Raw genomic sequence first — 24151 nt, 5'->3', positions numbered from 1 at the left:
CGATGAGCACGGGGTCCGGATCGTCCGGCGAAGAACCGGGAGAGGGTGGCGAGCCTCCGCGCGCGGGGGCTGCCGGTGCTGCCCGCGACGACGGTACGTTCGCCGACGTCCTCAACGGCTTCAGCCTGGATTCCGGCCGCTCCCGCCGCAAGCGCCGCAAGACCGGCAAAGAGTCCCAGGAGTCCCAGCCCCCCGAACCCCCGGCCGCCGCAGCGCACGCGGCCGCGGCACCGCCGGCGGTACCACCGCCGGCCGAGATAGGAGACCGTGTGACCTCTCTAGTCTCTCCACCGGGCAGCACCGACGCGGACGGGCCCAGGCCGGGCGGGCTCTTCGACCCCGGGCCGCCCAGCGGCGAATTCGTGCTGCCCCCGCAGTTCGGCCGGCCGCAGCGGCCCGAACGGGTGGACCCAGCCGAAGAGACCGCGATCGTCCGGCCGTACGCTCTCACCGGTGGCCGGACCCGGGCGAACTACGCGCTCGAACTGGAGACCCTGGTCTCCACCAAGGACCAGGCCGCTGCCGGGGGGTTCCCCCCCGCGGTGGCGGAGCAGGTCGAGAGCTTCTCGATCATGGAAGAGTGCCGGACCCCGCGCTCGGTCGCCGAGATCGCGGCGGCCCTGCGGGTGCCACTGGGGGTAGCCCGGGTGCTGATCAGCGACGCGGCGGACGCGGGGCTGGTCACGGTGCACCGGACGATCACCGGCAATGACGGCGCCGAAGCACACTTGATGTTGATGGAAAGGGTTTTGAGTGGACTCCGTCGGCTTTAAGGCACCGCGGGACACCGCGCCCCCGACCATGACATCGGCGAAGATCGTGGTGGCGGGCGGCTTCGGCGCGGGCAAAACGACGTTCGTGGGATCGGTGTCGGAGATCGTGCCGCTCACCACCGAGGCGATGATGACCGACGCGAGCCGCGGCATCGACAACCTCGACCAGACCCCGAACAAGACGACCACCACGGTCGCCATGGACTTCGGCCGCGTGTCGCTCGACGCCGACCTGATCCTCTACCTGTTCGGCACCCCCGGGCAGCAGCGGTTCTGGTTCATGTGGGACGACCTGGTGCGAGGGGCGATCGGCGCGGTGGTGCTGGCCGACACCCGCCGGCTGGCGGACTCGTTCGCGCCGATCGACTTCTTCGAGGACCGCGGCCTGCCCTACATCGTCGGCGTCAATACCTTCGACGGGGTGCTGGAGCACGACATCGACGACGTGCGCGAGGCGCTGTCGATCGACCCGAACATCCCGATCGTCCGCTGCGACGCCCGGGACCGCGAGTCGACCAAGCAGACGCTGATCACGCTGGTCGAGTACGCCATGCGGCAGTGGATCGCCCTCCGGGCGGCCAAGGCCCGCTGACCGCGGCCGCCGGGTCACCGGATCGGTGACCCGGCGCGGTCTCAGCCCGCGGACCGCCGGTAGCGCAGCAGCACCGCGCGGCCGTCGAACACCCGGGATTCGACCAGCTCCAGCCCGAACCGCTCGGTGCCCACGGCGAACGGGCGCTTGTCCCCGCCCAGCACCAGGGGGTGGACGAAGACCTGGTACTCGTCGATCAGCCCCAGCCGGCTCAGCTCGGCCGGCAGGGCGGCCCCGCCGTTGAGCAGGATGTCCTTCCCGTGGGCGGCTTTCAGCGTGGCCACCTCTTCGGCCAAGTCCCCGCTGAGCACCCGCGTGTTCCAGTCCGCCCCGGTCAACGTGCGCGAGAAGACGACTTTCGGCATCCTCAGCCATATCGGCGCGAACGCGCGGCCGTGCGGGTCGTCGAGGGCCTCCTCCGTCGGCCAGTAGCCGGCCATCATCTCCCACACCCGCCGCCCGTAGGCCAGCACCGCGCTCCGCCCGGTCAGCGCCTCGCTGTGGGCGGAGAGCTCCGGCCCCATCGGCGCCCAGTCGAACTCCCCGCGTGGACCCTCGGCGCAGCCGTCGAGGGAGACGTGGACCTGGTAGACGAGTTCACCCATGGCATTTACCCTTTCCCGATTCCGGCGCCTCGGTCCGGCGCCTTCACCCGGGGGTCGGAACCGGACACCCGAACCGGACACCGGAACCGGAAGTCTTCCCGGCCTCGTCCGCCGGCCGGGCTGAGATCGGTGTTACCCGGGGTCCGGGTTTTCAATAGTAGGAAGTCCAAGTATTTTGAAGGCATGACCAGCGACCTGTACCGTCCGGTGAACCCGGTCCGGTTCGTGACCGCGTCCAGCCTGTTCGACGGGCACGACGCCTCGATCAACATCATGCGGCGGATCCTGCAGTCGCAGGGGGCCGAGGTGGTGCACCTGGGGCACAACCGCTCGGTCGACGAGGTGGCCACCGCCGCCATCGCCGAGGACGTGCAGGGCATCGCCGTCTCGGCCTACCAGGGCGGGCACGTCGAGTACTTCAGCTACCTGGTGGAGCTGCTGGCCGAGCGCGGCGCCGGGCACATCAAGGTGTTCGGCGGCGGGGGCGGGGTGATCGTCCGCGAGGAGATCGACCTGCTGCACGCCCGCGGGGTGACCCGGATCTTCTCGCCCGAGGACGGCTACGAGATGGGTCTGCCGGGCATGATCAACTTCATGATCCGGGCCTGCGACGCCGACCTTTCGGCGCAGCCGCCCGGGTCGGTGGACGAACTGCTCTCCGGCGACATCCCGGCGCTGGCGCGCGTGATCACGCTGCTGCAGCGCGGGAACCTGCCCGGCGGATGGCTCGAGGCCATCGAGGAGGCGGCGAAGCAGCGCTCCGTGCCGGTGCTCGGCATCACCGGCACCGGCGGTTCCGGCAAGTCCTCGCTCACCGACGAGCTGATCCGCCGCTTCCGCCTGGACCAGGAGGACAAGCTGCGGATCGCGGTGCTCGCGGTGGACCCGTCGCGGCGCAAGGGCGGAGGAGCGCTGCTGGGCGATCGCATCCGGATGAACTGCCTCGACCCCGGGCCCGCCGGGCCGGGGGGCAACGGCACCGCCCCGGTGTACTTCCGTTCGCTCGCCACCCGCACCACGGTCGGTGAGATCCCGGCCGGGCTGCGCGAGGCGATCCTGGCCTGCCAGGCCGCGGGGCACGACCTGGTGATCGTGGAGACTCCGGGCATCGGCCAGGGCGACGCCGGCATCGTCGAGTACGTGGACGAGTCGCTGTACGTGATGACGCCGGAGTTCGGTGCCGCGTCGCAGCTGGAGAAGATCGACATGCTCGACTTCGCCGACGTGGTCGCGATCAACAAGTTCGAGCGCCGCGGCGCCGAGGACGCGCGGCGCGACGTCGCCCGCCAGCTCGTGCGCAACCGCGAGGACTTCTCCTCCGGGCCCGACGACATGCCGGTGTACGGCACGAGCGCGGCGAAGTTCAACGACGACGGCGTCACCGCGTTGTACCAGCACCTGCGCGACCGGCTGGCTGGGCAGGGGCTTTCGGTCTCGGCCGGGGTGCTGCCATCGGTCGGGGGCAAGGTCTCCACCGACGCCAGCACGGTCATCCCGGGCAACCGCGCGCGCTACCTCGCGGAAATCGCCGACACCCTGCGCGGCTACCACGAGAAGACCGCGCAGCAGGTCGAGGCCGTCCGCAAGCGCGGCCACCTGGCCGCGGCCAAGGTGGCGCTGTCCGAAGTGGACGCCTCGACCGACGCGCTCGACGGGCTGCTGGCCGCGGCCGAGTCCGATGTGGACGGCGAGACGACCAGGCTGCTCGAACGCTTCGAAGCGCTGGCCGCGCAGTACCGCGAGGACGAGCTCGTGGTCAAGATCCGGGACAAGGAGCTGCGCACGCAGCTGTGGCGCGACACGCTCTCGGGCAACCGCATCCCGCGCGTGGCCCTGCCGCGCTACACCGAGCCCGGCGAGCTGCTTTCGTTCCTGCGCCGTGAGCACCTGCCCGGGTACTTCCCCTACACCGCCGGGGTCTTCCCGTTCAAGCGCGAAGGCGAGGACCCGGCGCGCATGTTCGCCGGCGAGGGCGACGCGCAGCGCACCAACCGGCGGTTCAAGCTGCTGTCGGCCGACTCCGAGGCCAAGCGGCTGTCCACGGCGTTCGACTCGGTCACCCTCTACGGCCACGACCCGGACACCCGCCCGGACATCTACGGCAAGGTCGGCACCTCCGGGGTCTCCATCGCCACGCTGGAGGACATGAAGGACCTCTATGACGGCTTCGACCTCACCGCGCCGAGCACCTCGGTGTCGATGACGATCAACGGGCCGGCGCCGACGATCCTCGCCTTCTTCCTGAACACGGCGATCGACCAGCGGGTCGAGGCGTTCGAGGCCGAGCACGGGCGCGAGCCGTCCGCGGACGAGCACGCCGAGCTGACCGCGTGGGCGCTGAAGAACGTGCGCGGCACCGTGCAGGCCGACATCCTCAAGGAGGACCAGGGCCAGAACACCTGCATCTTCTCCACCGAGTTCAGCCTGCGCATGATGGCCGACGTCCAGGAGTGGTTCATCGAGAAGGCGGTGCGCAACTTCTACTCGGTGTCGATCTCCGGCTACCACATCGCCGAGGCCGGGGCGAACCCGATCTCGCAGCTCGCCTTCACGCTGTCCAACGGCTTCACCTACGTCGAGTCCTACCTCGCGCGCGGGATGGACATCGACGACTTCGCGCCGAACCTGTCGTTCTTCTTCTCCAACGGCATGGACGCCGAGTACTCCGTGCTCGGCCGGGTGGCGCGGCGGATCTGGGCCGTGGCCATGCGCGAGCGCTACGGCGCGAACGAGCGTTCGCAGAAGCTGAAGTACCACGTGCAGACCTCGGGCCGCTCGCTGCACGCGCAGGAGATGAGCTTCAACGACATCCGCACCACCCTGCAGGCTCTCTGCGCCCTCTACGACAACGCGAACTCCCTGCACACCAACGCGTTCGACGAGGCGGTGACCACGCCGAGCGAATCCTCGGTGCGCCGCGCGATGGCCATCCAGATGATCATCAACAAGGAGTGGGGCCTGTCGAAGAACGAGAACCCGCTCCAGGGCTCGTTCGTCGTCGACGAGCTGACCGAACTGGTCGAAGAGGCGGTGCTGCTGGAGTTCGACCGGATCTCCGAGCGCGGCGGCGTGCTCGGCGCGATGGAGACCGGCTACCAGCGCGGCCGGATCCAGGACGAGTCGATCCTCTACGAGCGCAAGAAGCACGACGGCTCGCTGCCGATCGTCGGCGTGAACACCTTCCGCAACCCGCACGAGGGCGAAGAGGACGTCGAGGTCGAACTGGCCCGGGCGACCGAGGACGAGAAGAAGTCCCAGCTCGACCGGCTGGCCGACTTCCAGCACCGCCACCAGGTGGAGGCCCAGGACGCGCTCAAGGCGCTCCGTGCGGCCGCCACCCGGGGCGGCAACCTGTTCGGCGTGCTGATGGACGCTGCCCGGGTGTGCTCGCTCGGCCAGATCACCGACGCGTTCTTCGAGGTCGGCGGTCAGTACCGGCGCAACGTCTGAGGCCTCGGCCGGGTCAAGCGCGTTCGGCGGCCAGGTACCAGACCGGCGCGCGGACCCGGCCGTCCTCGTCCACTTCCAGCGCGTCGAGCGTGGCGGGGTCGAACGCGGCATCCGGGTCGAAGGCCTCGACGGTTTCCTTCATGCGCGCGCGGGTCACCGCCGTCGTGTAGAGCGCCGGCTCCAGGCCGGTGATCCGCCAGCCGCCCGCGCCGACCGTCTCGCGCAGGTTCCGCTCGCTGATCCGGAACGGCGCGGGGAAGCCGTCCGGCAGCACGTCGGAGAAGCAGAACAGGTGCAGGCGCGCGCCGGGCCGCGTGGCCCGGACCAGCGCCGCGACGTAATCGCGGCGCTGGTTCTCGTCCAGGCAGTGGTAGAGCGCGCTGTCGAGGACCGTGTCGAAGCGGTCTTCCAGGCCGTCCAGCCGGGTGGCGTCGGCGACCTGGAAGGTGACGTCGAGCCCCTTGACCGCCACCCGCTCCCGGGCCCGCCGGACGGCCGTCTCGGAGCCGTCGACCCCGGTCACGCGGTGGCCGCGGGAAGCGAGGAACGCCGCGTTCTCGCCGAGCCCGCTGCCCACGTCGAGCACCTCGCCGCGGAAGCCGCCCGATCCCTCCAGCTCGACCAGGGCCGGCTGCGGGGCCTGGATGTCCCACGGCATGCCGGCGCCGATCGAGCTCCGCCCCTGGTAGAGCTGCTCGAAGTCGAGGTTCTGCAAGCCCATTCCCGCGCTCCTTTTCAACGGTCGATGATTTCCACTGTGAAGCCGATCCGGTGAGGTGTCAACCACCGGGGGAATACCGGAGCCGGATGCCGGGTAGAACCAGGCATGGACTTCGGGATCTCCACGTTCGTGACCGATGAGGGCATCCGCCCCGACGTGCTGGGCGAGGCATTGGAGGAGCGCGGTTTCGCCTCGCTGTTCCTGGCGGAGCACTCGCACATCCCGGCCGGCCGCCAATCGCCCTACCCGGGCGGGGGCGAGCTGCCACGGGTGTACTACCGGACGCTCGACCCGTTCGTGGCGCTGACCGCGGCCGCGGCGCGCACCAGCGAACTGGTCCTCGGCACCGGCATCGCGCTGCTGATCCAGCGCGACGTGCTCCACACCGCGAAGGAGGTCGCCTCGCTCGACCTGGTCTCGAACGGGCGGGTCGCGTTCGGCGTCGGCGTGGGCTGGAACCGCGAGGAGATGGCCAACCACGGCACCGACCCGACCACCCGCGGCGCACTGATGGACGAGCAGATCGAGGCGCTCAAGGCCATCTGGACCAGCGAGCGGGCCGAGTACCACGGTGAGCACGTCAGCTTCGACCCGATCTTCGCCTGGCCGAAGCCGGTGCAGCAGCCGCACCCGCCGGTCTACATCGGCGGCGAGAGCCCGGCCGCGCTGCGGCGGCTGGCCCGGCACGGGGACGGCTGGCTGCCGCGCTCGTCCACCCCCGGCGACGAGATCCGGCGGGTCCGCGACTGGCTCGGTGAGCAGGGCCGCGAGAACGTGCCGTTCACCGTGTTCGGCGGCGCCGCGGACGAGGACGTGATCCGGCGCATGGCCGAGGCCGGCGTGGAGCACTACACGTTCATGCTGCCCACCCGGCCCGAGGCCGAGACGCTCGCCGCGCTCGACGACCTCGCCCGGCTGGCGGCGGCGCACCGGTGAACCGTGGTTCGATGAGCGCATGAAGTTCGGGATCTTCACCTTCGTCACCGACCAGGGCATCCGGCCGGACCGGCTGGCCCGCGGCGTCGAGCTGCGCGGGTTCGACTCGCTGTTCGTCGGTGAGCACTCGCACATCCCGGCCGACCGGAGCTCGCCCTACCCAGCCGGGGGCGAGCTGCCCCCGCAGTACTACCGGATGTATGACCCGTTCGTGGCCCTCGGTGCGGCCGCCACGGTCACGACCACGCTGCTGCTGGGCACCGGCGTCGTGCTGCTCGCGCAACGCGACCCGATCCAGACCGCGAAGGAGGTCGCCTCCCTCGACCACCTCTCCGGCGGCCGGGTGCTCCTGGGCGTGGGCGCGGGCTGGAACCTGGAGGAGATGCGCGACCACGGCACCGACCCGGCGACCCGCGGCCGGCTGCTGGACGAGCGGCTGGACGCGATGAGGGAGCTGTGGACGGCGGACGAGGCCACCTTCCACGGCGAGTTCACCGACTTCGACCGCGCCATCGCGTGGCCGAAGCCGGTGCAGCAGCCGGGACCGCCGATCTACGTCGGCGGCAACAGCCGCTTCGCCGCGCGCCGGGCGCACCGGCACGGCGGGGTGTGGATGCCGAATTCGGTCGGCGTGCCCGAGAACGTGGCCCCGCTGGTGGCGATGCGGGACGAGTTCGCGCCCGGCACCCCGCTGTCGATGTACACCGTGGGCAGCAAGAACCGCGCTTTGCTCGACGCCTACGCCGAGGCGGGCGTGGAGAGCATCACGTTCCTGGTCGGCGCGCATCCGGAGGCGCCGACCCTGAGCCGGCTGGACCACCTGGCCAAGATCGTCGAAGAGTATCGGTGAAGGAGCGGAAATCGCGTGAGTGACGTGCAAATCGGCCTGGCGGCGGCGCTGGAGCAGTTCTCGCCGCGGGAGTCGATCCGGTTGGCGAAGGCCGCGGAGGAGCGGGGCTTCTCCGGGCAGATGGCGGCGGACCACTTCCAGCCGTGGGTCCCGCAACAGGGTGAGGCCTCGTTCGTGTGGAGCGTGCTGGCCTCGCTGGCCGAGAACACCACGGGCGACCTGGGGCCGGGCGTGACCTGCCCGTCGTTCCGGCTGCACCCGGCGATGGTCGCGCAGGCCGCGGCCACCCTGGAGGCCACCTACCCCGGACGCACCTGGCTGGGCATCGGGTCCGGTGAGGCGCTCAACGAGCACATCATCAGCGGCTACTGGCCGGAGGCGCCCGAGCGCGTGCGGCGGATGTTCGAGGCGCTGGAGGTGATCCGGAAGCTGTTCACCGGCAAGGACGTCAAGCACAACGGCGAGTTCTTCAAGCTGCACACCACCCGCCTGTGGACGCTGCCCGACGGCCCGCCGCCGCCGGTGTACATCGCCTCGGCCGGCCCGTACACCTCGCGCAAGACCGGCGAGCTGGCCGACGGGCTGATCACGCCGGGCGCGTCGATCGACAAGCTGGGCGGGATCATCGAGAACTTCAACGCGGGCGCGAAGAAGGCCGGCAAGGACCCGGACGAGATGCCGAAGCTGCTGCAGGTGCACCTGTCCTGGGCCGAGGACGACGAGACGGCGTGGGCCAACGCGATGGACCAGTGGCCCAACGGCGGGATGAAGTTCCCGAAGGCCGACGTGCGCTCGCCGTTCGACTTCCAGCAGATGGCGAAGCTGGTGCGCCGCGAGGACTTCGAGGGCCGCATGGTCGTCTCCTCCGATCCGGACGTGCACCGCGCCGCGCTGCAGAAGTACGTGGACGCCGGCTTCAACCGGATCTACATCCACAACGTGGGCCGCAACCAGGACGCGTTCCTCGACACCTTCGGCCGGGAAGTGCTGCCGAAGCTGAGCGCCTGAGCTCAGAGGAGGGGCCTGCGGTGCGCCGCGGGCCCCTTCACTCGCCCAAGAGCAGGTGGACCGAGAGCTCCAGCCGGTTCGCGACGTCGGCCGCGGAAGCCCGGCGGGTCACCCAGGCCACCAGGCTGGCCATCCAGACGTCGCCGACCACGTGGAAGATGTCGCGGTCGGCGCCGGTCGGCTCCTCGATCCCCAGGGCCCGCGCGAACATCTCCTCCAGCTGCCGCCCGACCAACTCCACCTCGGCGGCGGCGGAGGTGTCGGCGAACATGAAGGCGCGCACCATCGCCTCGGTCAGGTGCGGGTCGCGCTGCATCAGCCGGGTGGTGCGGCCCAGCACGAACAGCAGCCGCTGCGCGGGGGTCTCGCCCGGGATCGCGGTGCGCTCCAGCGTTTCCTGCGCCCGCTCGAACTGCCGGGCCAGGCCGGACACGAGCAGGTGGACTTTCGACGGGAAGTAGCGGTACAGCGTGCCTAGCGCGACGTCGGCCTTCTCGGCCACGGACCGCATCTGCACGGCGTCGTACCCGCCCTTGGACGCGAGCGCCAGGGTCGCGTCGATGATGCGGCGGCGGCGGTCGCGCTGCGCCGCGGACCCGACTTCGTCGCCGATCGAGCCGAGCCCGTTCGACCGGGCCTTCGCCGCTTTTGCCTTGCCCGGCATCGGCACTCTCCTCCAGGTCCGGAACTCGTTCCAGTTCTGGGGTGAGCGTACTTCTCCTGGTGAAACGTTCATCTGGGGACACGCTGGCCGTGGAACTGAAACACGTTCTATAACCGGAATTGGTCCCGTACCCGCGCGAAGAACCGATGCCGGTCGCGCTCACCGAGGAACAGGCCGCGGCGATCCACGACTGGGCCGCCACCTCGCGACCCGGGGGCTCCGGCGGGTTCGGTCCGGGTGGTGCAGTGGCTGGGCGGGGTGCAGCACCGGCAGAAGGTGGCGGAGTTCGCGCCGGAGCTGGGGGGACCGCTCGCGCTGGAGTCCGGGGGGAGGAGTCGCACGAGTTCCTGCGCAGCCGGTGCCTCTCCATCGCAGGCGGTACAACGCAACTCCTGCGCACCACCGCGGCCGAACTGCTGCTCGGCCTGCCGCGCTGACGGGTCGCGAACGGGACTTCCGCCCCGCCGTCGCGCGTTTTGTCGGACCCCTGGCCTACGGTGCTGGGCGTGGAGTTCGGCACGCGCACCCAGGCCACCTACGTCCCGTCGGATCCGCCGCGGGACGGGGTGCTGGCGCTCTGGGGAGACGAGGTCGCGGGAGACACCGCGATCGAGCTGGTGCTGCCCTCGGGCGGGAAGTTCTCGCGCACCAAGGTTTCCGCGCGCCTGGTGCCGCTCACCCAGGCCATTCCGCGGCTGCTCGTGGTGCCGGAGGACGCCGGCCCGTCGCTGTCCGCGTGGTCGGCGGCGGTCAACGCCGGGGTCGACCTGGTCGCGCGCGGGCGGCTGCGGCCCGCCCTCGGCCCGGCCGGGGCCGGCTCGTGGCGCGTCGGTCCGCTCGACGCGGCGGACGAGGCGCGGCTGCGGGACCTGGCCGTCGCGCTGCCGCCGGAGGCCCACGCACTGCCGCTGTCCGGCGTCAAGCGCATCCGGCTGCACTCACCGGAGTCGCTGGTCCGCGCGCTCTGGGACGCGGCGGCCGACGTGCTCGTGCCCAGCCCCTCGGCACCGGTCGGGGCGGGTGGTCCGGGCTTCGCCGAGCCCGGGGCCACGCCGATCGGCCCGGCCGGGTTCACCGAGCTGGAGGCCCGGAGCCCGCACGGCGCCCAGCTCATCCTGCGGATCGAGGCGCGCGAAGGTGAGGAGCCGGAGTTCGCCGGGGTGCTCGCCGTCCGGTCCACTGTGGATCCAAGTCTGGTCGTAGAGGCTGCGACCCTTTGGGACGCAGCGGAAGCCGTGCTGCACCGGCTTGGTGAGCAGGTCGAGACCCAGCTGCTGCTGGGCCTGCGCCGCGGTGCGCGGGCCTGGGCGCCGCTGGGCCGGGTGCTGTCCGAACCGGCGCCCACCGAGCTGGCGTTGACCGGCGAAGAGCTCGTCGAACTGCTCACCGGCGGCAGCCGCGAGCTGGGCGGCGCCGGCATCGAGGTGCTGTGGCCGAAGGATCTGTTCGCCGGTGAGCTGAAGGCGAAGGCGAGCGCCGCCCCGGCCCCGGCGAGCGAAGGCGGTCCGGCGTTCCCGTTGAGCGGGCTGCTGAAGTTCCAGTGGCGGCTGAGCCTCGGCGGTGCGGAGCTGACCGAAGAGGAGGTCGCGGAGCTGGCCGAGGCCAAACGCCCGCTGGTGCGGCTGCGGGGGCAGTGGGTGCAGCTCGATCCGTTCCTGCTGGCCCGGCTACGCGCACGCCGCACTCGCGAGCTGACCGGGGCCGAGGCGCTCGCCGCCGCGCTGACCGGCGAGCTGGAGGTGGACGGTGAGCCGGTCGAGTTCGCGGCGCAGCCCGCGCTGGCCGGGCTGGTGGAGCGGTTGCGGGAGCGGGAGCCCGATCCGGTCGCGCCACCGCCGGGACTGACCGCGACCCTACGCCCGTACCAGTTGGCCGGTCTGGGCTGGCTGGCCACGATGACCGGGCTGGGCTTGGGCGCCTGCCTGGCCGACGACATGGGGCTGGGCAAGACGGTCCAGCTCATCGCGCTGCACCTGCACCGCCGCCCGCTCGGCGCGGGCCCGACGCTGGTGCTGTGCCCGACGTCGCTGCTCGGCAACTGGGAGCGCGAGTTCGCGAGGTTCGCGCCGGGCGTGCCGGTGCGGCGGTTCCACGGCGGCGGCCGTCACCTCGAGGGGCTGGCCGCCGATGAAGTGGTGCTGGCCACCTACGGCGTGCTGCGCCGCGATCGCCAGCCGCTGTCCGAAGTGGACTGGGGTCTGGTCGCGGCGGACGAGGCCCAGCACGTGAAGAACCCGTTGTCCGCCACGGCGAAAGAGCTGCGGAAGGTGCCCGCGGCCGCGCGCGTGGCCCTCACCGGCACCCCGGTGGAGAACCGGCTGACCGAACTGTGGTCCCTGGTGGACTGGACCACGCCGGGCCTGCTCGGCCCGCTGGAACGGTTCCGCCGCACCGTCGCCCGGCCGATCGAGCGCGACCGCGACCCGGCGGCGACCGAGCGGCTGCCCACCACCGTCCGCCCGTTCCTGCTGCGCCGCCGCAAGACCGACCCGGATATCGCGCCGGAGCTGCCGCGCAAGACCGAGACCGACCGGTTCGTCCCGCTGACCGCCGAGCAGACCACGCTGTACGAGGCGGTGGTGCGGGAGAACCTGGCCCGGATCCGCGAGTCCCAGGGCGTGCAGCGGCGGGGCCAGGTGCTCAAGCTGCTGACCGGGCTGAAGCAGATCTGCAACCATCCGGCGCAGTTCCTGAAAGAGCACGGCGGTGTGCTGTCCGGTCGCTCGGGCAAGCTCGCCGCGCTCGAGGAACTGCTCGACGTGATCCTTGACGAGGGCGACAGCGTGCTGGTGTTCAGCCAGTACGTGCGGTTGTGCCGGCTGCTCGAGGCGCGGCTGGCCGAGCGCGGGCTGCCCGCGGAGCTGCTGTCCGGCGAAGTGGGGCCGAAGCGCCGGGACGAGATGGTGGCGCGGTTCCAGGCCGGGGAGGTGCCGGTGTTGCTGGTGTCGCTCAAGGCCGGCGGCGTCGGGCTCAACCTGACCCGGGCCACGCACGTGATCCACTACGACCGCTGGTGGAACCCGGCGGTCGAGGACCAGGCGACCGACCGGGCGTACCGCATCGGCCAGGACCGGCCGGTGCAGGTCCACCGCCTGATCGCCGAGGGCACGCTGGAGGAGCGCATCGCCACCGTGCTGGAGTCGAAGCGCGGGCTGGCCGACGCCGTGGTCGGCGCGGGGGAGACCTGGATCACGGAACTGTCGGACGCCCAGATCGCCCACCTCGTCCGCCTCGGCGGCGACTGATGCCGCCCCGCCGGACGTTCGGCCGTACCTGGTGGGCGACCCTGAAACATCGCGTGAGCGTGGACCCGAACCGCCTCCTGCGCGGGCACACGTATACGCGGAAGGGCCCGGTCAGCGAGCCGGGCTTCGACGCGGGCGAGGTGACAGCGCGAGCGCGCGGGAGCCGTACCGGGTGAGGATCCGCATGCGCGAGCTCATCCCGGAGGAATGGGGGATGCTGCCGGACCGCGCCGGCCGTCGCCTGGACCACGCCGCGACCCTGCTCGATGGCGAACTTCCGAAAGACCTGGCCGCCCCAGCCCGCGCCGATCTCCTGCCCGGCCCCGGCGACCTGTGCCCCCGCTGCTCGTGCCCGGCCCCGGCCACCCCGTGCCGACAACTTGCCGCGGTCTACTACCTGGTCGCCGACGAGGTGAACGCCTATCCGTTCGTGCTGTTCGAACTCCAAGGCCGCCCCCGCACCGAAATCCCGACCGCCCTCCGCGCCCACCGCCCGCACTTCGACACCCACCCGCTCACTAAACCCGGGCCTGACTCCGCACCGGGCCCACTCCCGCCGCATCGCCGCCCGGCCGCTCGCCGAACCCGGGCCTGACCCCGCACCGGGCCTACTCCCGCCGGTCGTTGCCCGGCCGCTCGCCGAACCCACCGGACCCGCGCCTGACCCTGCACCGGGCCTACTCTGGCCGGATCGGCGCCCTGCCTACCCTGCTCCCGCTTCCCCCAGACCGGGCCCGCCCGCTCTGCTGGACACACCCCTACCCCCAGCACGGGCTGGACGGCAACTGCCTTCACTACCCTGTCCGCCGACGCCGCATCACTGGCTCGCGAACTGCCGACCGGCGCTCTGTCCCTCGGTTCACCGCCTATTTCGCACCCTTCTGGCGCGGCAGCCGTTTCATCGGCTTCCACCTCCTCAGCCGCTTCGCCTGCTTCCACCCCTCGGCGATTTCGCCTGCATCCGACCCAGCGCCCGCTTCTGGTTCGTCGGTTGCATTGCTGGCTCGTGGCACACCGACTGCTCCGCCTGCTTCCGACCCGGCTGCTGCTTCGCCTGCTTCTAGCCTGGCGGTTGCTTCGCTGGCCCCTGCCGCGGCGCCCAGCTTCACCCGCTGCTTGCCCGGCTGCTGCTTCGCTGGCGTGTGACCTGTCGCCCGCTTCGCGCGCCTCTGGCCGGGCGGGCGTTTCGTCCGCGCCTGGCACACCAGCCGCTTCGCGCACCTTTGGCCTACCAGCCGCCTCGCCCACCCTGGGCCCGTCACCCTCCGCGCGAGCTCACCACCCGTAAGCCAGACCGACCACCATTGACCTCACTTTCGACGAGGACCTGGCCCAGTGCGCTGCCCGCCTGGCCGTCGGGCTTCCGGCTCTCGCCGCTGGGGCCGACGTACCGCTCAAGGAGCTTTCCGCGTGGGTCCACGCCTGGCGCGAAGCCGTTCGATCCGGCTTGGCCGCGTCGCGTGACACCTGGGCCCCGCCCGTCGCGGCGCGCCGATCCGGCCGAGGTGGACTCGTCGGAGCCCGTGAAAATCTGGCGAAACCGCATCACCCAGGGATCACTGCAACTCCGCTACGGCCGCGACCACCGCTTCCTCCGCTCCGGTCGCCACTGGGCTCTGGACAGGCCGGCCGCCGCCCAATTGCTGGACCTGGCTCACCCGCCCGGTGAGACGGGGTGAGTCCCGCGCAGTTCCACACAGCACCCGCCAGTGCGTGGCGCCGTCAGCGCCGCCTCGACGTGGGACACCTGCAAGCCCGCGACGACTCCGGTCACGAAGGCTCGGGTGACTCCGCACACCAGGTCCGGAGCCTGGGCCGCGAGCGGGTGAAACGGGCAATTGCGCAGCCCCACCCGGGTGGGGGTGTCGCGGCTGGGCTCGAACCCGTGGCGGGTCAGCACGGTCTCGGCGAAGGTCAGTCCGCGCTCGGGGCCGAGGCGCCCCGGGCGGGCGTCGACGCGTTCGGCCGTACCGAACTCCGCGCCCCGGTCGGCGGCCACGCGCAGGGTCGCCTGGCGAGCGGTTTCGCCTTCGCGCTCCGTGATCACGGCGCCGAGTAGGATGTCGGCGAGCAGGTCCGGGCGGCGGGGCGGAATGGTGATGGTGAAGTCGGTGGCGGCGGGCTCGTAGACCTTCGGCGTGCGGCCCACCTTGCGGACCCCGCCGACCGCCTCGTAGCGGGCGCTCAGCAGACCGGCGTCCACGAGCTTGTCCAGGTGGAACGCGGCGAGCTTACGCGAGATGCCGACCGACGCTGCGGCCTCGTCCCGGCTGACCGGGCGCCGCGCGGAGCGGATGAACGCGTACATCCCGCGGCGCAGGTCTTCCTCCAACGCCGCCACGGCCCGGATCGCCGGGACGGCGGGCTCAGTTGTCACCCCTCCCACGATAACTCCCAAGAACGTGTCCACAAGTGGCGGCACCCACATCTGAGCTGGGTTTCTTGACCCCACCGTCCGGTAAGGCAAAGATTCCTGGGCGAAAGCTCGAAGAATCGAGGACCTGCCCATGAGCTCCGCTCTCCACGTCGTCCACGAACCCGACCCCGGCATCGACCTCGCCGCCGCCGAACGCGCGGCGGGTGAGTTCCTGCGGGCGCTCGGCGTCAGCCTCGAGTCGGAGAGCCTCCGGGGCACGCCCGGGCGCATGGCCCGCGCCTACGCGGAGATGTTCACCCCGCGCCCGTTCGACCTCACCACGTTCCCCAACGACGAGGGCTACGACGAGCTGGTGCTGGCCCGCGACATCCCGGTGCGCTCGGTGTGCGAGCACCACCTGCTGCCCTTCACCGGCGTCGCGCACGTGGGTTACCTGCCGGGCGAGCGGATCCTGGGCCTGTCGAAGCTGGCGCGCGTGGTCGAGCACTTCGCGTGCCGCCCGCAGGTGCAGGAGCGCCTGACCAAGCAGGTCGCCGGCTGGCTTTCCGAGCAGCTCGGCCCGAAGGGCGTCGGCGTGGTGATCGAGGCGGAGCATTCGTGCATGAGCCAGCGCGGCGTGCTGGCCACCGGGTCCAGCACTGTCACCTCGGCCCTGCTGGGCACGCTGCGCGAGGACGCGCGCTCGCGTCAGGAGTTCTTCGCCCTCACCGGCGTGAACAAGTAGTCTTCGCGGCCCAGGCCCGGTAGGTGTGGTCGAGGAACCGCTCCACCCCGCGGACCACGTGCGCGCTGCGAATCGACGGGAACACGTCGAACGCGTGCTGCGCGCCCGCCAGCTCCGCGTAGGCCACCGGCTGCCGCGACACCGAGCGGAGGCGTCCGACGAATTCGCGGGCCTCCTCCACCGGCACCAGCGAATCGTTCCGGCCGTGGATCACGAAGAACGGCGGGGCTGCGTCGGACACGCGGTCCAGCGGCGAGGCGGCGATGTAGTCGTCGAGGTAGTTCACCGGATCGCGGTCGGCGGCGAAGACGCGGCGCGCGAGCAGGCCTTCCAGCCGGTACTTGCTTTCCACGGCGCCACTAGTGGCGGCGATGTCGTAGACGCCGTAATGCGGCGCGCACGCTTGCACGCTCGTGTCCACTTCGGTGAAGCCCGGCTGCAGGTCCGGGTCGTTCTGGCTCAGCGCGAGCAGCGCGGCCATGTGCCCTCCGGCCGAGCCGCCGGTGACGGCGACGAAACCCGGGTCGCCGCCGTAGTCCGCGATGTTCTCGCGGATCCAGGCCAGTGATCGCTTCGCCGCGACGATGTGCGCGGGCCAGCGGTTCTTCGGCGCCAGCGGGTAGTTGATCGCGACGCAGATCCAGCCGCGGCGCGCGAGGTGGCGCATCAGGGGCTGGCCCTGCTCGTCCTTGGTGCCGATCGTCCACGCGCCGCCGTGCACCTGCAGCAGCACCGGGGCGCCGGTCACCGGCTCGCGGGGGCGGAAGACGTCCAGCAGGAAGCGCTTGCCACCCGCCGCGTACGGGATGTCCCGCTCGCGCACGACGTCCGGGTCGAGGCCGCGGAACGGCAGCGCCAGCTGGCCCCACGGCGTCGCGAGGTCGCGCGGGCTCGGCGGGTGGGCCAGCCGTGAGCTGTAGTCCGGGCCGAGTGCCTCGGTCAGCGCCGTCTCGACCTCGCCGCGGGCCTGCTGCGCGGTGGCGACCAACGCGCCGAGCCCGGCGGCGGAAAGCGCGGCGAGCGCGAGGCCGGCACGGTCGCGCGGGGAACGCAGGCCGTGGCGCGCGAGGTGCTGCGCGGTGTCGGCGAGGGTGAGGCCGAGCAGGTGCGGCGCCAGCTCGTCGGTCAGCCACGCGCCGAAGAACACCGGGATCGAGGTGGACCGCAGCCGCGGCGGGCGCAGCGCGAGGGCGGTGAGACCGAGCTGCACCGCCCGGCGGGTCAGGAAGTTCGGCTTCACCACCGCGATGCTACCTGCGCGGTCCGCTCCCGGCCGCGTTCTGCCTTACGCTGGCGGCATGCAGAGACTGAGCGGGCTGGACGCGAGTTTCCTCTACCTGGAGACGCCTTCGCAGGTCCTGCACGTCTGCGCCCTGCTCGTGCTGGACGGCTCCACCATCCCCGGCGGCTACTCGTTCGCGGAGGTCAAGCGGCGGCTGGCCGAACGCGTCGCGCTGATCCCGGCATTCCGCCGCAAACTCCACAACCCGCTCTGGAACCTCAGCCACCCGGTGTGGGTCGAAGACGAGGACTTCGACCTCGACCACCACGTGCACCGCATCGGCGTGCCGTCACCGGGCGACGACCGTGAGCTGGCCGAGCTGTGCGCGCACATCGCGGGCCAGCGCCTGGATCGCGCGTACCCGCTGTGGCAGCTCTACGTGCTCGAAGGCCGGTCGAACGGCCAGGTCGCGGTGCTGCTCAAAATGCACCACGCCAGCGTCGACGGCGTCGGCGGCGCCAGCCTGATTACCTACCTGGCCGGGCCGGAGCCCGACGCCCCGCTGCCCGAGATCCCGCGCGAGGAGCAGAACAACGGCCTGCCCACGCCGGTGGCCATGCTGCGCGAGAGCGTGGAATCGGTGGCCCGGCGCCCGCTCGAAATGGCGCGGCTGCTGCCCGAGCTGGTGGAGCTGATGCCGCGCTGGATTGGCAAAGCGTTGCGCGGCAAGGGAATGCCCGTTCCGTTCACCGCGCCGCGGACCTCGCTCAACGGTACCATCACCGGCCACCGCTCGGTCGCGTTCGCCCAGATCTAGCTCGCGGACGTCAAGCGGGTGAAGAACGCCTTCGGCGTCACGGTGAACGACGTGGTGCTGGCACTCGTCTCCGGAGCGCTGCGGCAATTCCTGCTCGGCCGCGGCGAACTGCCGGAGGACCCCCTGGTGGCCACCGTGCCGGTCTCGGTGCACGAACGCACCGAGCGGGATCACGGCAGCAACAAGGTGTCCGCGTTCTTCGCTTCGCTGCCCACGCACCTGGGCGACCCGGCGGCGCGGGTGTTCTTCCTGGCCGAGGCGAACCGGCTGGCCAAGGACCACCACCACGACATCGACGCCGACATGCTCGCCGACTGGGCCCAGTTCTCCCCGGCGACGGTGTTCGGCCTCGGCGTGCGCGCCTACTCGTCGCTGCGGCTGGCCGAGCGCCACCCGGTGGTGCACAACCTGATCATCTCCAACGTCCCCGGTCCGCCGGTGCCGCTGTACCTGCTCGGCGCGCACGTCACCGGCCTGTACCCGCTCGGCCCGGTCTTCCACGGCGCCGGACTGAACGTCACGGTACTGTCCAACGCGGGCAAGGTCGGCGTCGGCCTGCTCGGGGCCAAGGAGCTGGTGAAGGACCTGTGGCCGCTGGCCGAAGCCCTGCCGGAGGCGCTGGACGAACTACTGGAGGCCGCCCCGGAGAGCTAGCCGCCCTGTCGTAGCCGGGTTGGAGCGCGCTGCGCCGCCGGTAACCCGGCTGGACGAAGCTGGTGCTCGCCCGCTGCCGCCGTCGCCTGCGGTTCGAAGGATCTCTTCCTCAACATCCTCACCGGTGGTCGCCCGCGAGAGTCGGGAGATCGAACTGGCCGTGTCCGCTGTGGACAGTCTGGGTGAGCACCTGACGGGCACGGTTTTCCGGAGGTGCTTCGTGACGTTCTCGCAGGAGATGGCCCTCGCCGGGATCGGCGCGACGGATTCTTCAAGGCATCAGGACGCAGTGAGCTCAGACCGGCGGCGGAGCGCGTGAACCAAGCGCTGGTGGACGCGGCCACCAACCCGCACGCCTGATCCCACGGCCGGCCGAGCACCCAGCCTCGTGCTGGGTCGCCGAGCCGCTGCACCTGCTGGACTGCTGTCAGGAGAGAGACGTCCGCGTCGCGCTGGTCGCCACCTCGGTGAACCGGCCACGCGACCTGCGCCTCCCGCTGAACCCGCACGACGGCCAGTTGGGTGAGGCATACCTCCACGGCATGAACGGCATCGCCGAGGCCGCCCGCCCAGTGCGCGGCACGGCCGTGAACCAGGTCGCGTCCGCGTCGGCGGTGCTGGTCACGGCAGGTACCGGTGTCAAGACCAGCGGCCTGGTCTTGACCGGGGACTGAGCGCTGCTCCGGGCTGTGGGCTGATCTGACCGGAGATCGAGCCGTGCTACGGGCCGTCCGCTTGGCGTGCTGCCGGTAAATCTTGCGGGGCAACGGCTTTCACCCCTCTGCGGGCTGGCGCACTCCGGCCCCCGGATGCCACGGTGGAACCCCCGCCCGCGACCACGGAGTGAGACGATCAGTGACTGTCCAACGGTCCTGCCCGGATTTCTACTCCCCAGCACGTTCGGCCCGCCTTCGGTGAACCCGTTGGTGGTGGTGGCCTGGCTGCTTACCGCAGTTTTCGCGCTGCTGATCCTGCCGTGCGCCCGCCGCCTGGCCCGCCTGGACTACGTGCGGCTGGGCCCCGAAGCCCGCCACGGCGACCTGGCCGAGCTGCTCCTCGTGATTGCCATGGCCGCCATGCTGTCCCCGATCGGCGCCCCGATCCCCGCCGCCGGCTGGCAGGCCGTCCTGGCCCTCACGACGAGCTGGTTCGCGGTTTCCTGGTGGCGTTCCCGCTCCACCCCGCCCACGACCACCCGGCGCGGTCGTCGGCCGTTGGCCGCGGTGCCGTTCGGAGGCGGGGTTTCACCCATCCGTGGGGCCAAATCACGCCCGCTCGCTTCTTTGGGTGAGACAGACCCGACGACTCCGGTGGGCGAGCCAAACTTAGCTGTTCTGCTAGCCGGGTTCGGTCGGTCTGCTCGGGCCGCTGCGCTCGTTCCCGCCGAACTTGGCCAGCCCGGCTTGCCTGTCGCGCCGATCGTGCCCGACCAGTCCGGCTTGCCTGATGTGCCGATCGTGTCCGGCCGACCCGGCTTGCCCGGCGCGCCGATCGTGCCCGACCAGCCCGACCAGCCCGACCAGCCCGACCAGCCTGACTTGCTTGATGCGCCGATCGTGTCTGATCCACCTGTTGTGTCAGTTGCCCCTGATCAGCCCGGCTTATCCAATGCACCGGCGGAGCCCAGCCAGTCCGCCCCACCCAGCCCCGTGCACCATCCCCGACCCCGCCCTGCCGACCCGGGCGCCGCCGCCTCCCCGCACCCCTCGGCCTGCGGTCACCACGCGCTCTCCGCAGCCGCGATGCTCTACATGATCACCGCGATGCCGCACGGTGACCTGGTCCACGGCCCCTGGCTCATCATGTCCACCATGGACACCAGACTCGCCCTCCCGGCTCTCGCGGTCGTGGGCGCCGTCTACTTCGCCGCCGACGCCGTCCGGTCAGGTTTCCTGGCCGCTCGCACTCGTGGCCAGCTTTCGCCGGGGGGCACCTCCCGCACTGTGTGCCGTGCCGTGATGGGTGCGGGCATGGGGTACATGCTGCTCGCCGCGATCTGACGGAGCCGAAGGCCGGCGCACCGGACCCGGCGATCGGCCCAGCGGAGCCGCCGCTCCGTACCCGAAGCGGAGGATCAGCCGAAGCGCCGGACTTCGCCGTCCGGCGGCGGTGAGCCCAAGGCCGGCAGCAGGGCCGTCGGGTGACCGGCGACCCACTCGCGCGCCGCGGCCACGTCGAGGGCCAGCGCCTCGATCAAGGCTTCCGCCGACGGGTACTTCTCCTGGTCTCGCAGGTGTCGGCCAAGCCACACGGTGAGCGTCTCGCCGTACAGGTCGTCGGCGAAGTCCAGCAAGTGGGCCTCGACGAGCCGGTATCCGTCGGCCCCGTAGTACGTCGGGCGGCGGCCCACCGAGACGGCCGCGGCCACGAAAGTCCCGCTCGCTCGCTCCACCCAGCCCGCCCACACGCCGTCGCCGACCTGCCCGCTCTGGTCGCGCAGGGCGATGTTCGCCGTGGGGAACCCGAGTTCGCGGCCGCGTTTGTCACCCGGTTCCACCGGGCCGCGTACCACGAAGAAGGTGCCGTCGTGCTCGTCCGACATCCCGCCGTCCCGTCGTGTGCGAGGTTTCCGTCCTCCGCTCACGGTATCCCGGACGACGTGGTCAGCGGGGTACGAGCACTGTGTCGGACAGCACAGGCGCGTCCTCCCGTTCGGGTGCGGTGGTGGTGACCAGCAGCCGGTCGTCTTCGCGCCACACCCGCGTCCGCAGCCGCTCACCAGGGAAGACGACACCGGCGAATTTCGCGCCGAACGTCCTGACCTGCCCGGGGTCACCGTCGAGGAACGCGTCGATCAGCGACTTCGCCACCACTCCGTACGTGCAGAGGCCGTGCAGGATCGGCCGGTCGAAACCCGCCGCCCGGGCGAACGCGGGGTTGGCGTGCAGCGGGTTCCGGTCGCCGCACAGCCGGTACAGAAGCGCTTGCTGCGGCAGTGTCTGGGTCTCCAGCACGACGTCGGGCTCGCGGTCCGGCCAGTCGATCCGGTCGGCCGGCCCGCGCCGGCCGCCGAACCCGCCCTCGCCGCGGGCGAAGATGCTCGACCTCGCCGTCCACAGTGGATTCCCGTCCTCGGCGGTCACCTCGGTCTGCTGCACCAGCACGGCGGCCTTGCCCTTGTCGAACACGTCCACGATGCGCGTGCGCGCCACCGCTTTGCCCGTCACCGGGATCGGCTGGTGCAGCTCGATCTCCTGCCTACCGTGCAATACCCTGGCCAGGTCGATGTCCACCCCGGGGAACTTCAGCTTCGGCGGCTCGTAGGTGCGCAGGTTCACCGCGACGGTTGCGAACGTCGGGATCACCCGCAGCTCCTCCTCGTAGGTGTAGCGCAGCTCGCGCTTGTCGATCGGGTCCGCACCCGCGCCGAGCGCCAGGTGGTACAGCAGCACTTCCGACGGCGTCCAGCCGAACTCCAGTTCGCCGAGATCGGCGCCGACGGCCAGCGCGGGGTCGATGGGCACGGGCTCTCCCTACTCGTAACTGACGGAAACCTCGTCGGTCAACGGTACCGACTGACAGGCCAGCACTATCCCGTCGGCGATGTCCTCGGCGTCCAGGATCTCGTAGTTCAGCATTTTCACCTCGCCGCCGCCCAGCCGGCACGCGCTGCACTGTCCTTTCTGACACAAGTACGGCGCGTCCAGCCCCTGCTCGAGCAGACGATCGAGCAGCTTCCGAGACCGTGCCCACGCGAGCTGCCGCGTCTCGCCATCGAGGCTGACGGTCAGTTGCGTGATACCCGCGTCGACCGGCTCGGACGCCGGCTCCGTCACCTCGACCTCGACCTCGAACGGATTTCCGTGGGTGAAGCAGATTCTTGAATTGTTGATCATGTTCGATGGGTTGAAGTATGAAGCTCCGAGCGCGGCAGGTCTCCTCGTCGCCGTAGTTCGACGCCATGTCCAAGTCCGGGCGGCCTTTGATGTGGAGGCACTGCGTGGCGACGTGGCCCTGAGGGACGTTCTCGAAGTACGCCGGGTAGGCGTGGCGGATCCAGAAGAAGTACGCCATTTCCACGACGTTATCGATGATCTCGCGGCAGTCGGCGCTGTCCATCAGGATGGAGTTCCAGGTCTGGTCGCGGAACGCGCCGTCGACGCGCGGCACCACTAGGTGGTCCGGCGGCGGGTTGCCCTCGGGGTCGTGCCTGACCAGCAGTTGCCGGTTCTCCTCCAGCACCCGCCACGTCCGGGTTCGCGCCCGCAACGGAACCCTCTTGGCATAGGGGATCAAGACACTCTTGCCACTGCCGCTCCACCGCCAGTCGTGGAACGGGCAGGTGATCTCGTCGCCCTTGAACGAGCCCCGGGAGAGGTCACCGCTCATGTGCCGACAGTATCTGTCGAGCACGTGCAGCTTGCCCGCCAGATAGGAGAAGACGACCAGCTTCGTGCCGAACGGGTTGAGGGCGTGCGGGTTTCCGTCGCGGAAGGTGTCGGCGAGCCTCAGGCAGCGCCAGCCGCGGGCGAACCGCGCGGGCGGCGCAGCGGCGTCGATGATGCAGATGGTGTTGAATCCCTGCGTCTGTGGCTTCGCTGCCTGCCTCTCGAGCCGATCCGATCTTCGTTCGCCAGCCGCTCGGCCGCGAGGTAACCGACCACCATCGGGCGCCTGACCGGGCTGGGGGAGGCGTCGGACGCTCGTCCGCTGCTGCTTCATCGCGATCGCTACACCGTGACGGAGCCGGTGCAGGAAGCGCTCACGACGCTGATGCTGTGGCCTCGCCCGGACGACTGGCTGTAGGTCACTTCCAGCGGAAGTGCACGAATACCCGGCCGAAGTTGTCCTTGTCCTTCTCGATCCGGTGGTAGAGCGCCTTCACGTCCTTGCGCTCCAGGAAACGCAGGACGTGCTTCTTCAGCTGGCCGGAACCCTTGCCGGGAATGATTTCGACCAGCGGCGCCTTCTTCGCCACGGCCTCGTCGATGATCGACTGCAGGGCGCGGTCGATCTCGCCACCGCGGTTGTAGATGTCGTGCAGGTCGAGTTTCAGCTTCATGGCCCCCAGCCTGCCACCTGGAACCACCGTTCCGCGGTTCGTGCGTGGCACCACCGCTGGAACGGCCCATCGGATTACCAGCGTACGGGCGAAATCGGTGCACTCCGGTGGTTTGTCCAACGATCTGGACAAGAGCGGTCCGGGTGCCCGCACCGTCGGCGGGCGCGTCCTGCTCTCGCCAGCCCGCATTCTTTTCTCGGGCGGCTGGCTGGGCTCCGTGGCTGGGGGTGACCATGGCCAGTCGGAACTGCTTGGCGCGCGGAGCTGCGCACAGCTCGGGTGCGTCTTCCTGAGTCAGGATTGGCAGTTCCGCGGACGGCAGGGGTGAGATGGAGCCGCTCGGCCTTCGGACCTCAGAGCTGCCGTGCCGACATTCGCCAACGACGAGCGAGCCGGCGCCGGGAAGTCCACATCGGACATCAGTCTTCTGTGGATCGTTAGTTATGCTGGCAAATCGTTTAACAGTAGGGAAATTTTCTATCTCATGGATTGTTCGACTAGTGCCGATCTG

Annotated in this window: 18 protein-coding genes and 4 pseudogenes; 13 read left to right on the top strand and 9 right to left on the bottom strand. The window is 70.8% G+C overall.

Features of this window, described 5'->3' with window-relative positions; all coding sequences use genetic code 11:
* Positions 1 to 2 precede the first annotated feature (2 nt).
* Positions 3 to 773, top strand: coding sequence for a DUF742 domain-containing protein (locus NYF13_RS25200; RefSeq protein WP_315660116.1), 771 nt, complete (start codon positions 3 to 5; stop codon positions 771 to 773).
* Positions 754 to 1365: an ATP/GTP-binding protein gene (locus tag NYF13_RS25195; protein ID WP_315660115.1), complete on the top strand. Its 612-nt coding sequence runs from the start codon at positions 754 to 756 to the stop codon at positions 1363 to 1365. The genes NYF13_RS25200 and NYF13_RS25195 overlap by 20 nt, the downstream gene beginning before the upstream one ends.
* A gap of 41 nt (positions 1366 to 1406) precedes the next feature.
* On the opposite strand, the gene NYF13_RS25190 is transcribed toward NYF13_RS25195, so the two are convergent.
* A complete protein-coding gene (locus NYF13_RS25190; protein ID WP_315660114.1) occupies positions 1407 to 1970 on the bottom strand; it encodes a dihydrofolate reductase family protein in 564 nt (187 codons plus the stop codon).
* Positions 1971 to 2153: 183 nt separating this feature from the next.
* Here NYF13_RS25190 and icmF point away from each other — a divergent pair, with 183 nt between their 5' ends.
* The gene (gene icmF, locus NYF13_RS25185; protein ID WP_315660113.1) at positions 2154 to 5420 is read left to right on the top strand and encodes a fused isobutyryl-CoA mutase/GTPase IcmF; all 3267 of its coding nucleotides are present in this window, start codon (positions 2154 to 2156) and stop codon (positions 5418 to 5420) included.
* Positions 5421 to 5433: 13 nt separating this feature from the next.
* Here icmF and NYF13_RS25180 read toward each other — a convergent pair whose 3' ends face one another.
* Entirely contained in the window at positions 5434 to 6141 is a 708-nt protein-coding gene (locus NYF13_RS25180) for a class I SAM-dependent methyltransferase (protein WP_315660112.1), read from the bottom strand.
* Between the two features lie 105 nt (positions 6142 to 6246).
* On the opposite strand from NYF13_RS25180, the gene NYF13_RS25175 reads away from it, so the two are divergent.
* The 3 genes from NYF13_RS25175 to NYF13_RS25165 are packed head-to-tail and all read left to right on the top strand — an operon-like array spanning position 6247 to position 8935.
* The gene (locus NYF13_RS25175) at positions 6247 to 7077 is read left to right on the top strand and encodes an LLM class F420-dependent oxidoreductase (protein WP_315660111.1); all 831 of its coding nucleotides are present in this window, start codon (positions 6247 to 6249) and stop codon (positions 7075 to 7077) included.
* 19 nt (positions 7078 to 7096) lie between these two features.
* Positions 7097 to 7927 carry an LLM class F420-dependent oxidoreductase gene (locus NYF13_RS25170; protein WP_315660110.1) on the top strand — a complete coding sequence of 277 codons (831 nt, stop codon included), beginning with the start codon at positions 7097 to 7099 and terminating at the stop codon, positions 7925 to 7927.
* Positions 7928 to 7942: 15 nt separating this feature from the next.
* Positions 7943 to 8935 carry a TIGR03557 family F420-dependent LLM class oxidoreductase gene (locus NYF13_RS25165; RefSeq protein ID WP_315660109.1) on the top strand — a complete coding sequence of 331 codons (993 nt, stop codon included), beginning with the start codon at positions 7943 to 7945 and terminating at the stop codon, positions 8933 to 8935.
* Between the two features lie 37 nt (positions 8936 to 8972).
* Here NYF13_RS25165 and kstR read toward each other — a convergent pair whose 3' ends face one another.
* Positions 8973 to 9599 carry a cholesterol catabolism transcriptional regulator KstR gene (gene kstR / locus NYF13_RS25160; RefSeq protein ID WP_315660108.1) on the bottom strand — a complete coding sequence of 209 codons (627 nt, stop codon included), beginning with the start codon at positions 9597 to 9599 and terminating at the stop codon, positions 8973 to 8975.
* Positions 9600 to 10105: 506 nt separating this feature from the next.
* Here kstR and NYF13_RS25155 point away from each other — a divergent pair.
* Positions 10106 to 12844, top strand: a complete 2739-nt coding sequence (locus NYF13_RS25155; RefSeq protein WP_396287646.1) for a DEAD/DEAH box helicase — start codon at positions 10106 to 10108, stop codon at positions 12842 to 12844.
* 184 nt (positions 12845 to 13028) lie between these two features.
* Positions 13029 to 13439 (top strand): hypothetical protein, encoded by a 411-nt coding sequence (locus tag NYF13_RS25150; protein ID WP_315660106.1) that lies wholly within the window; start codon positions 13029 to 13031, stop codon positions 13437 to 13439.
* A gap of 1059 nt (positions 13440 to 14498) precedes the next feature.
* Here NYF13_RS25150 and NYF13_RS25145 read toward each other — a convergent pair.
* The gene (locus tag NYF13_RS25145) at positions 14499 to 15152 is read right to left on the bottom strand and encodes a transcriptional regulator (protein WP_315660420.1); all 654 of its coding nucleotides are present in this window, start codon (positions 15150 to 15152) and stop codon (positions 14499 to 14501) included.
* Between the two features lie 199 nt (positions 15153 to 15351).
* Between NYF13_RS25145 and folE the strand changes: the two genes are divergently transcribed.
* Complete coding sequence (gene folE / locus NYF13_RS25140; protein WP_315660105.1) at positions 15352 to 15945, top strand: GTP cyclohydrolase I FolE; 594 nt, start codon at positions 15352 to 15354, stop codon at positions 15943 to 15945.
* Here the strand turns inward: folE and NYF13_RS25135 are convergent.
* Positions 15926 to 17185: an alpha/beta hydrolase gene (locus NYF13_RS25135; protein ID WP_315660104.1), complete on the bottom strand. Its 1260-nt coding sequence runs from the start codon at positions 17183 to 17185 to the stop codon at positions 15926 to 15928. The two genes, folE and NYF13_RS25135, sit on opposite strands and share 20 nt — an antisense overlap.
* Before the next feature lie 58 nt (positions 17186 to 17243).
* On the opposite strand from NYF13_RS25135, the pseudogene NYF13_RS25130 reads away from it, so the two are divergent.
* The 4 genes and pseudogenes from NYF13_RS25130 (at position 17244) to NYF13_RS25115 (ending at position 20638) form a co-directional block, all read left to right on the top strand.
* A pseudogene (locus NYF13_RS25130) lies at positions 17244 to 18638 on the top strand (wax ester/triacylglycerol synthase family O-acyltransferase).
* A 374-nt stretch (positions 18639 to 19012) separates the two neighbouring features.
* Positions 19013 to 19312: pseudogene (locus NYF13_RS25125) on the top strand (hypothetical protein); the annotation flags it as partial.
* Positions 19313 to 19564: 252 nt separating this feature from the next.
* A pseudogene (locus NYF13_RS25120) lies at positions 19565 to 19864 on the top strand (DUF5134 domain-containing protein); the annotation flags it as partial.
* The gene (locus NYF13_RS25115) at positions 19862 to 20638 is read left to right on the top strand and encodes a DUF5134 domain-containing protein (RefSeq protein ID WP_315660419.1); all 777 of its coding nucleotides are present in this window, start codon (positions 19862 to 19864) and stop codon (positions 20636 to 20638) included. The pseudogene NYF13_RS25120 and the gene NYF13_RS25115, both read left to right, overlap by 3 nt.
* Positions 20639 to 20712: 74 nt before the next feature.
* Here the strand turns inward: NYF13_RS25115 and NYF13_RS25110 are convergent, their stop codons facing one another.
* The 4 genes and pseudogenes from NYF13_RS25110 to NYF13_RS25090 all read right to left on the bottom strand — a co-directional run bounded on the left by NYF13_RS25110 (position 20713) and on the right by NYF13_RS25090 (position 23640).
* Complete coding sequence (locus tag NYF13_RS25110) at positions 20713 to 21180, bottom strand: riboflavin kinase (protein ID WP_315660102.1); 468 nt, start codon at positions 21178 to 21180, stop codon at positions 20713 to 20715.
* Between the two features lie 61 nt (positions 21181 to 21241).
* Positions 21242 to 22102, bottom strand: coding sequence for a MaoC/PaaZ C-terminal domain-containing protein (locus NYF13_RS25105; RefSeq protein WP_315660101.1), 861 nt, complete (start codon positions 22100 to 22102; stop codon positions 21242 to 21244).
* Positions 22103 to 22111: 9 nt separating this feature from the next.
* Positions 22112 to 23147 (bottom strand): annotated as a pseudogene (locus NYF13_RS25100) (Rieske 2Fe-2S domain-containing protein).
* A 238-nt stretch (positions 23148 to 23385) separates the two neighbouring features.
* Positions 23386 to 23640 (bottom strand): Smr/MutS family protein, encoded by a 255-nt coding sequence (locus NYF13_RS25090; RefSeq protein ID WP_315660100.1) that lies wholly within the window; start codon positions 23638 to 23640, stop codon positions 23386 to 23388.
* Between the last annotated feature and the right edge of the window lie 511 nt (positions 23641 to 24151).

It is taken from the genome of Amycolatopsis sp. PS_44_ISF1, assembly GCF_032335455.1.
Lineage (GTDB): Bacteria > Actinomycetota > Actinomycetes > Mycobacteriales > Pseudonocardiaceae > Amycolatopsis.
Note: the sequence above shows the minus strand (reverse complement) of the source record. Positions and strands in the feature narration are given on the sequence as shown.